A 9403-nucleotide genomic window follows, 5' to 3' on the forward strand; every position below is an offset into this window, starting at 1 on the left:
GCGTGATCCGGTGCCGCAGTTCGAACATGCTCCCGCAGCAAACAAACGCGAGTAATGCCTGTAGGTTCTGGTCTATGGCCGTGCGACGTGCATTCATCGATCTCATACGCCGATGCTGTGGGTAATCGGCTTCGTCGTCACCCTCGCAATGGGGGCCTGGACCCGCATTCTGGCGACCAACGCCGGCACGGACAGCGCGCTTCACCGTAACGGGGCATTGGTATCGTTTTCACCATGTCCGCGTCACGTCGACCTTACCTCCGATAGCGTCATTTGAGCGGACGTTTCAGTTCGGCCGTTCATTGCCAAATCCGGAAATGTCTCGGCATCTGCGCGCGTGAACCTGCTGGCTCTTACAATCGACATTGCCATTGGCCTTCCTTATCTGAGAGAGGCTATGAACGATGAAATCTGACGGTTACTCCTCAAACGGACCACAGGCCCCAAGCCCCGGGCAAGAGTAGACTTCCCGCTACCCGCGTTCCCTACTATGATGATCCGTTGCATGCGCTCTCCTCGCCGAAAGGCCGGGCGGCCCCAGATGGGTGCCTCCATCCTCTACCCGCCCTTGACCGCGCCCGCGGTCAATCCGGCCACGATCTGGCGCTGCGCGAACACCGTCAGCAACAGCACTGGCAAGGTGACGATCAGCGCTGCCGCGGCAAGCGGGCCCCAGCTCAGCTGGTCGAAGGAAATCATGTTGTAGACCGCGACCGGCAGTGTGCGGGTTTCCCGCCCGGCGAGCACGATGCCAAAGACAAAATTGTTCCAGGAGAAGATCACCGCCAGGATCAAGGCGACCGCCATGCCCGGGCGCGCGATCGGCAGCGCCACATGCCGGAACACCTGCCATCGCGTGGCGCCATCGATCAGCGCGGCCTCTTCGAGCTCCATCGGCGTGGTTTCGAACGTGCCGATCATGATCCAGATCACGATCGGTACCGTCACCACGAGATGAATGATGATCTGCGGCCACAGCGTGCCGAGCAGTCCGAGCCACTGGAACAAGAGAAAGAGCGGGATCAGATAGGACAGTCCCGGGGTGATGCGCGCGATCAGGATCACGACCGCCGAACGGTGCGCCGCCATCCGGGCAATGCCATAACCGGCGGGCACGCCGACCAGCATCGCAAGCCCCGTCGCCGTGCCGGTAACGAGCAGGCTGTTGATAAAATAGGTCAGGAACCGGTTGGACGCCAACACGTCGGCGTAGTTCTTGAAGGCAAAACGGTCGGGAATGAAGATCGGCGGGTAGGCGGCGTTGTCGACCTCGAACTTGATCGAGAGCGAGGCCATCCAGAGGAAAAACAGAACGGCCGGCGACACCATCACCAGCACCGCGAAGGCCAGCCCGATCTTGCCGAGGATCTGGCGCAAGCTCATGCGCCGCTCCCGATTTCGCTCCATTGCAGGCGCTGGCGCAGATGCAGGAGCACGGCGGCAAGCGCTATGATCAGGGCGAAGAACACCACCGCGATCGCCGAGGCATAACCGATGTCGTAATAAATGAAGGCGACGCTGTAGAGGTAAAGGTTGATGGTCTCCGACGCCGAGCCGGGGCCGCCCTGAGTAATGGCGAAGATAATGTCAAAACTCTTGACCGCGTCGATCATGCGGATCATCGCGGCGATGAAGATGAAGGGGGTGATCAGCGGTAGGGTGATGTAGCGGAACACCTGCCACAGATTGGCGCCGTCGATCTCGGCGCTTTCGTAAGGCTCCGCCGGAATGGCCGCGAGCCCGCCAAGCACGATCAGCATCACCAGCGGCGTCCATTGCCAGGTCTCGACCAGCACCAAGGAGGGGATCACGGTCGCGGGATGAAATACCCAGAGCTGCGCCGGCAGGCCGACCAGCGACAGCAGATAATTGAGAATGCCGAGCTGAGGATGAAACATCATGGTCCACACCAGCGCGATCGCCACCGGCGTTGCCATCATCGGCAGGATGAAGAGCCCGCGCAAGAATCCGCGCAGCGGAAACCGGGCGTGGAAGACGATGGCCGCGAGCGTGCCCAGGATGAGCGGCAGCAGCACCGAGAGCGCGGTATAGACCAGCGTATGTCCCACCGATTCGACAAAGCGCGGATCCGACGGCAGCCGCAGGTAATTGGCGAGGCCCACAAAAGTCGTCGGCGACCCCACCTTCCACTCGTGCAGGCTCATCCAGATCGTGAACAGCCACGGGAAGATGATCACGGCAAGGACGACGATCAGCGCCGGCGTCACGAACGGCCAATACGAGCGCGGGCGCCACTCCCGCTGCGGCTCTCCGCCGGCAGCGACCTCAGCCGGTTCGGCTAACGTGCTCACGCTTTCTCGCTGCGCTCCAGGATCGGGCGATATTGATCGGCGGCCTTTTTCAGTTCGGTCGCGGGGTCGGCACCCGACAGCGTCGCCGTGATGGCGGCGCCGAACAGATCGCGGAATTCGGCCACGGGGATCACGACCGGCAGGCCGAGCTTGCTGATCTTGCCCGACGCGATCACCGAATCCAGCCATTCCGGCGTCTTCACGCCCTTGCGCACGGCGTCGTCGTTGAGCACCGAATTGCGGAACGGCACGCCGCCGCCGCTCTGCAACAGCCGCGCGCCCATCAGTTTCGACACCGCCCATTGGCAATAGAGCCAGGCGGCTTCCTTGTTATTGCTCGCCTGCGCAATGCCGATGCCGTCGCCGTAGGTCGCCGAATACTGGCCCTTGGGTCCTGCGGGAACCAGGGTGTATCCGACCTTGCCGACAATGCGCGAGGCATTGGGGTCCTCCAGCGGCGGCGCCCAGCCGACGCCGTCGATCCACATCGCGGCGCGGCCTTGCGTGAAGGCGGCCATCGATTCCATCCAGTTGAAGCCGGCGACCCCGGGAGGCGCCGCCTTGGTGAGCAGGCGCTGGTAGAGTCGGGTGGCCTCGATCGCCTCCGGACCGTCGGTGAGGAGGTTGCCCTTGGCGTCGAGGAATTCGCCGCCATAGTCGAGGAAGAAGTTGGTCCACAGCGTCATGTTGGCGTTGCGCAGCCCGCGTCCGACGAACCCGTAGACGCCTTGTTTGGGGTCAGTCAGAGTTTCCGCGGCGACGACCATCTCGTCAAAGGTTTTGGGAACAGCGACGCCCTTGTTGGCGAAGATCTCCTTGTTGTAGTAAAGAATAAAATAGTCGACCGACCACGGCAGCGAATGCATCGGTCCATTGTCGGGCTTGGCGAATTGCAAGCCGGCGGCCGAGAAATCGCTCTCGACCAGGTCCGGCGCCGTGAGCTCGGGGTTGTTCATGAAGCCCGACACATCGGCAAGCCAGCCGGCCTTCTCGAACTGCCGCTTCTGCACGTGGTAGCTGAGATGGATCACGTCGAAACTGGGGCGGCCGGAAACCAGTTCGATCACCGCCTTCTGGCGCTGCTGCTGTTCGGGAATGACCTCCGAGCCGACCTTGATGCCGGTCAGCTCGGTGAACTCGCCGGCATATTTCTGCAGGAGTTCGCCGCGCGGCCCCTTGACCAGGTTCGCTTCCAGCGTGGTGCCGGCATATTTCTTCCATTGCGGCTCGGCGCGCGCCGGAAATCCGGTCAGGCTGAGTGCGCCGGCGGCAAGCGTGCCCTGCAACAGGCTCCGTCGGGTCGGGCCGAAATGGGCCATGTCGCTTTTCTCCCTTGAATGCCGCCGTTGACGGCGACGATGTTGTGCCGGCCGCTCGGCCTGGCCGAACGGTGCCCTATATAGGTGATAGCACGCTGCAAGACCGGAACAAGATGGGCGGCTTGTCAGAGGCGTCCGGCTTTCGAAACGATCCAGTTTGTGGGAGGCAATCATGAGGCAGCAGAAATTCGGCACCAACGGTCCCGAGGTGCCGGTGATCGGGCAGGGCACCTGGTATATCGACCGCGGCGGTCGCAAGGGTGCGGTCGCCGCGTTGCGCCGCGGCATCGATCTCGGCATGACCCACATCGACACCGCCGAGATGTATGGCGATGCCGAACTGGTGGTCGCCGAGGCCATCGCCGGGCGGCGCGATGATGTCTTTCTGGTCTCGAAAGTGTTGCCGAGCAACGCGTCGCGGCGCGGCACCATCACGGCCTGCGAGCGTTCGCTGGCGCGGCTGAAAACCGACCGGCTCGACTGCTATCTCTTGCATTGGCGCGGCTCGTATCCGCTTTCCGAGACGGTTGCCGCGTTCGAGCAACTGGTCAGCGCCGGAAAAATCCGTTCATGGGGTGTCAGCAATTTCGATGTCGGCGATCTCGACGAGATGCTGGCGGCTGCGGGCCAAGGCAGGATCGCCTGCAACCAGGTGCTCTACCATCTGAAGCAGCGCGCGATCGAGCACGCGGTTATTCCATGGTGCGAGCAGCACGGCGTCGCGGTGGTGGCATACTCGCCGTTCGGTCACGATGATTTCCCATCTGCCCGCAGCAAGGCTGGTGAAGTCCTTCAGGCCATCGCGCAAGCGCATGGTGCGTCGCCACGCCAGGTCGCCCTTGGTTTTCTCACCCGCGAGCCCCAGGTGCTTGCGATTCCGAAGGCCTCAAGTGAGCAGCACGCCGCCGACAACGCAGCCGCCGGCACGCTCAAACTCGGCAGCGACGAAATCGCAGCACTCGACCTTGCTTTTCCGCGCGGATCCAGAACCCGCGGCCTGCCGATGCTCTAGGTGTTCCTCGCATTTTGAGTCTGAACTCTCAGGACGAGACGAATGCGGAGCCGGACGCACAGTCTCAAAGCCGAAGTCGGACACCGTTCTTAACAAAGTGTTGCAGTGCGGGTCCGCATGGCGCAATCCACGCATATCGGCCTCCTGTTTTCGGCGCTTGTCGACGCCGGTCAACTATTGTTGTCTGCGCGCTCACCCGATTCGATTCATTCTGCCGAGTTCCGCAACCGTGACCCCGCCACCCGCCGCAGCCGCAAGGCTTGACAGCGCTTCCCTGTTGCTGCCTCCGAACAAGCCGGCTGCACGCGCCGCGCCGGCGCGCGCCGACCATCCATTCCGCGGCATCGCGTTGATACTGGCATCGACGGTCTTCCTTGGGGTATCGGACGTCACCGCGAAAGTTCTGTCGGCGACGCTGCCTTCGATCGAGATCGCCTGGATCAGATTTCTGGTGTTCGCGCTGATCATGATTCCCGGCATGCTGCCGGCGTCGCCGCTCTACGCCTTGCGGACCCAACGCCCGGGTTTGCAGCTGTTGCGCGGCGTCGCACTGTTGTCATCGTCGCTGTTATTCATTTCCGGTCTGCGCTTTCTGCCGATCGCGGAAGCATCCGCCACCGGCTTCGTATCGCCGCTGTTCGTCACCGCGCTGTCGATTATTTTCCTGGGCGAGAGCGTCGGCCTGCGCCGCTGGCTGGCGACCGCGGTCGGGCTGATCGGCGTGCTGATCATCCTGCGTCCGGGCACCGGCGCGTTTCACCCCGCGGTGTTTTTCCCGATCGTGTCGGCGCTGGCCTGGGCCGGCACGCTGATCATGACGCGGATCATGAGCGGCCGGGAACGCGTGGTCACCACCATGGTCTATTCGTCGATATCGGGCATTTGTATTTTGTCGGCGCTGGTCCCGATGGTCTGGGTCGCGCCGAGCTGGCGCGATATCCTGTTCGGGGTCTTCATCGGCCTCGCGTCCACGGCCGGGCAGTGGATCGTCGTACTCGCCTTTCGCTATGCGGACGCCTCGGTGCTCGCGCCGTTTTCCTACACCCAGCTGCTTTGGGTCAGCATTCTCGGCTTCCTGGTCTTCGGCGAAGTCCCCGACATCTGGACGGTGACGGGTGCCGTTTTCATTGTCGCCAGCGGCCTCTACACCGCGCATCGCGAACGCGTGCGGCGATCGCAGCTTTTGGCCCTGGGTGAGCCATCCCCCAACGCGTAAGCGGGCTGCCCGGCGGGGTAACTGCGCACTGCTCCCAAATGGAATAGCCGGGCGTTGCCTGGGTGCAACAGTGCTGCCGGAAAGCGACGTTTTTCGGCGTTGAATCAAGGGATTCCGCTCGGCTGTCAGATGCGTCGGTGCATCGCGTGCTAGGCTAGCCTCGGGCAGCGCCGAAAGAGCGCGGGAACAGGGGTCGGCGTTGCGTCTTCGATTGCCTTTGCGCTTACCGGGCCGATTGCGCCGATGCGCCGCAATGCCGACATCCGTTTTGCTCGTGGCCATCGTTGGTCTGGTCTCCGGCACCGCGGCGCACGCCCAGAGTCTCTGGACGGGTGGCAGCGCCAACTATAATGATGGGGCCAACTGGTTCCCGCCGATCGGTGCGCCGGTCGCGGCTGGACGATCGGCGGTGTTCGACGCCTCGGGATCGACGACGGTCAATGTCACGAGCGGCTCGGTGGCGCCGGATTCCTGGACCTTCAATCCGGGTTCGCAGGCTTACATCTTCAGCGGCGGCGCGGTGAATTTCAGTCTGGCGGGTGCGAGCGGCGGCATTATCGACAACGCCAGTTCCGGTCAGACGATTTCGATCTCCAACAATATCGGAGAATCGGTTGCCGGCGTTCAGGTTCAGCAGATTGGCAACGGCACGCTGGCGCTGTCAGGTGCCAATACCTATAGCGGCGGCACATTCGTCAGCGGCGGCGGTACGCTGCGGGTGACAGACAGCGGTTCGGTGGGCACCGGCACGGTGACCTTGGACAATGGTCAATTCCAGGCGGCCGGCGCCGCCATCCTCACCTTCAGCAATAACTTCAAGATCAACAACACACCCTTCGGCAGCGCCATCGATGCCAACGGCCAATTACTCACGATCTCCGGCAACATCACGGACGGAAACGGCCCGGGGGCGCTGACCATCGTGAACTCCCGCCCTTCACACGGCGGCGCCGTGCTCCTGACCGGCACCAATACCTACACTGGCGGCACCACGATATGCTCCTGTGGGACGTTGCAGCTGGGCTCCCCTGCCCAGACCGGAAGCATCATCGGTGCCGTCACCAACGAAGGTCGCTTCGACATCATCAATGCCAACACCGCCGGCATCACGTCGATCATCAACGATAATGGTCTGATCCAGATTCTCAACGCGAACAACTTCGTGACGCCGGCCATCAATAACATAAATGGCGGCGCGATCGTTTTTGCCGATCAGAGTGGCGCCGGCGGTGCAACCATCGTCAATCAATCGGGGGCGGTGACGATTTTCAATACCAGTAGTTCGGCGATGAATGCGAACATCACGACCACTACGAGCGGTGCATTGGTGTTCAATGCATCCACCACGGCCGGCAACGCCACCATCACCACCAACGGCGGCGGCTCCACGCTGTTCAATGACAACTCAACCGGCGGCAACGCGCAGTTCATTACCAATGGCACCGGTTATGTCGACTTCTCCGGCACGCTCGGTCCGAACGGCGACGGCCGCATCACCGCGGGCTCGATCGCGGGCTCGGGCAGCTACTATATCGGTGCGGGAAATACCCTTGTGGTCGGCAGCAATAATCTCTCGACCACCGTCAGCGGTGTGATCGCCGATTTCAATCCGTGCGGCTGCGGCTTTCCCGGATCTGGCTCGCTGGAAAAGGTCGGCACCGGCACCCTGACGCTGTCGGGGACAAATACCTACACCGGCACGACGACCATTAATGGCGGCGTGCTGGACGTCGAAGGCTCGATTGCGTCCTCCAGCCTCACCACCGTGAATGCCAACGCCGCGCTGACCGGCGCGGGCACAGTCGGCAATAGCGTGATCGCCAGCGGCGGCATGTTGCTGCCTGGCAACGGCGCGGCGGGCTCATCAATCATCGTGGCGGGCAATCTCGCCTTGCAGTCGGGCGCGCTGTATCTGGTGCAGCTCAACTCGGTGACCGCAACGTTCGCCAATGTGACCGGCACGGCCACTCTAGCAGGCACCGTCGGGGCGGCGTTCGCGGCGGGCAGCACTGTCATGAAGCAATATACCATCATGACCGCCACCGGCGGCCGTAGCGGCAGCTTTGACGGCGTCGGTGTGATCGGTGCTCCCAGCGCGCTCGTGGCCACGCTGAGCTACGACCCGACGCATGTCTATCTCAATTTTGCGCTCGATTACGGCGCCACGCCTGGAGTGAACGCCAACCAGACAGCGGTCGGCACCACCCTGACTAACTTCTTCAATGCCAATGGCGGCATCCCGGCGGCCTTTGCCGCGCTGGGCCCGGCCGGGCTCACGCAGGCCTCTGGTGAACTCGGAACCGGCACCCAGCAAGCCACTTTCGATGCCATGAACCTCTTTCTGGGAATACTGAGCGACCCCTTCATCGACGGCCGCGGTGCGGGACCGACCGGCGGGGCCGGCCCAACCGCGTTCGCCGGGCAAGGCGACGGCGCCAGCGCCTTTGCCGCGACCAATTCAAATGCCGCGCGCGACGCCTTCGCCGGATTTCCGACCAAGGCGGATACGGCGCGCAACAATCGGCTCGATCCGCATTGGAGCGTGTGGGGCTCAGCCTATGGCGGCGGCAGCAGCACCGACGGCAATGCGGGGCTGGGATCGAACAGCACCACGGCGCGCGTGTTCGGCTTCGTCGCCGGCGCGGATTACCGCCTATCACCGGTCACGCTGGCGGGTTTTGCGCTGGCCGGTGGCGGCACCAATTTCAACGTCAACGGCCTTGGCTCGGGGCGCTCGGACCTGTTCCAGGCCGGTGCCTTCATGCGTCACGACGTTGGAGCGGCCTATCTATCCGCTGCGCTCGCCTATGGCTGGCAGGATGTGACGACGGATCGCACGGTGACCATCGCGGGTATCGACCAGCTGCACGCGGAGTTCAACGCCAATGCCTGGTCGGGACGTCTGGAAGGCGGCACCCGCTTCGTGACGCCGTGGATGGGCGTCACGCCCTATGCCGCCGGACAGTTCACCACCTATCAGCTTCCGGCCTATGCCGAGCAGGCGCTCGCAGGCACCAATGCCTTCGCGCTGAGCTACGCCGCCAAGGATGTCACGGCGTCGCGGACGGAACTCGGCGTTCGCACCGACCGGTCGCTCGCGCTGCAGAACGCGATCCTGACCTTGCGCGGCCGCGCCGCCTGGGCGTACGATTTCGACACCGACCGCAATATTTCAGCCGTGTTTCAGACGCTGCCGGGCGCGTCCTTCGTCGTCAACGGCGCGGCGCAGTCGCATGATTTGGCGCTGACCACGGCTTCCGCCGAGATCAAATGGCTGAACGGCTTCGCGCTGGCTGCAAGCTTCGAAGGCGAGTTCTCCAATGTCACCCGCTCCTATGCCGGCAAAGCCTCCGCGCGTTACGTGTGGTAGCCTCCGTAGAAGGAGGCAGGGAGGTACCCTGCCGCCGGGAGGACCCGAGGAGCGCCGCCAGTTCAAATCCTGTGGCTGACCACGTTGATGACGGCGCCGTTGGGGTCCCTGACAAAAAACCGCCGGACACCCCATGGCTCGTCGGTGAGGGGATACACGATCGAATATCCCCGC

Annotated in this window: 7 protein-coding genes; 3 read left to right on the plus strand and 4 right to left on the minus strand. The window is 63.2% G+C overall.

What is annotated here, in order from left to right:
* Positions 1-558 precede the first annotated feature (558 nt).
* From ABSG20_RS03515 to ABSG20_RS03525, 3 genes are read right to left on the minus strand one after another with little or no spacing between them, the layout of a single operon-like run.
* Entirely contained in the window at positions 559-1383 is an 825-nt protein-coding gene (locus ABSG20_RS03515; protein WP_423863093.1) for a carbohydrate ABC transporter permease, read from the minus strand.
* Positions 1380-2312, minus strand: coding sequence for a carbohydrate ABC transporter permease (locus ABSG20_RS03520; protein WP_423863094.1), 933 nt, complete (start codon positions 2310-2312; stop codon positions 1380-1382). Before ABSG20_RS03520 ends, ABSG20_RS03515 begins: the two co-directional genes overlap by 4 nt.
* On the minus strand, positions 2309-3631 hold the full coding sequence (locus ABSG20_RS03525) for an ABC transporter substrate-binding protein (protein ID WP_423863095.1): 1323 nt from the start codon (positions 3629-3631) through the stop codon (positions 2309-2311). The genes ABSG20_RS03520 and ABSG20_RS03525 overlap by 4 nt, the downstream gene beginning before the upstream one ends.
* A gap of 172 nt (positions 3632-3803) precedes the next feature.
* Here ABSG20_RS03525 and ABSG20_RS03530 point away from each other — a divergent pair, with 172 nt between their 5' ends.
* From ABSG20_RS03530 to ABSG20_RS03540, 3 genes are all read left to right on the plus strand, one after another.
* Positions 3804-4643, plus strand: coding sequence for an aldo/keto reductase (locus ABSG20_RS03530; RefSeq protein ID WP_423863096.1), 840 nt, complete (start codon positions 3804-3806; stop codon positions 4641-4643).
* 229 nt (positions 4644-4872) lie between these two features.
* Entirely contained in the window at positions 4873-5859 is a 987-nt protein-coding gene (locus tag ABSG20_RS03535) for a DMT family transporter (protein ID WP_423863097.1), read from the plus strand.
* A 253-nt stretch (positions 5860-6112) separates the two neighbouring features.
* Positions 6113-9229, plus strand: coding sequence for an autotransporter outer membrane beta-barrel domain-containing protein (locus tag ABSG20_RS03540; RefSeq protein ID WP_423863098.1), 3117 nt, complete (start codon positions 6113-6115; stop codon positions 9227-9229).
* A gap of 62 nt (positions 9230-9291) precedes the next feature.
* On the opposite strand, the gene ABSG20_RS03545 is transcribed toward ABSG20_RS03540, so the two are convergent.
* Positions 9292-9390, minus strand: a complete 99-nt coding sequence (locus ABSG20_RS03545) for a VOC family protein (RefSeq protein ID WP_423863101.1) — start codon at positions 9388-9390, stop codon at positions 9292-9294.
* Positions 9391-9403 lie beyond the last annotated feature (13 nt).

It is taken from the genome of Bradyrhizobium sp. (assembly GCF_049512235.1).
Lineage (GTDB): Bacteria > Pseudomonadota > Alphaproteobacteria > Rhizobiales > Xanthobacteraceae > Bradyrhizobium.

What these genes read in the sequence shown, in the direction of transcription:
- ABSG20_RS03525 (WP_423863095.1), bottom strand. Translation starts at nt 3,631, where the DNA reads ATGGCCCATTTCGGCCCGACCCGACGGAGCCTGTTGCAGGGCACGCTT.
- ABSG20_RS03530 (WP_423863096.1), top strand. Translation starts at nt 3,804, where the DNA reads ATGAGGCAGCAGAAATTCGGCACCAACGGTCCCGAGGTGCCGGTGATC.
- ABSG20_RS03540 (WP_423863098.1), top strand. Translation starts at nt 6,113, where the DNA reads ATGCCGACATCCGTTTTGCTCGTGGCCATCGTTGGTCTGGTCTCCGGC.
- ABSG20_RS03515 (WP_423863093.1), bottom strand. Translation starts at nt 1,383, where the DNA reads ATGAGCTTGCGCCAGATCCTCGGCAAGATCGGGCTGGCCTTCGCGGTG.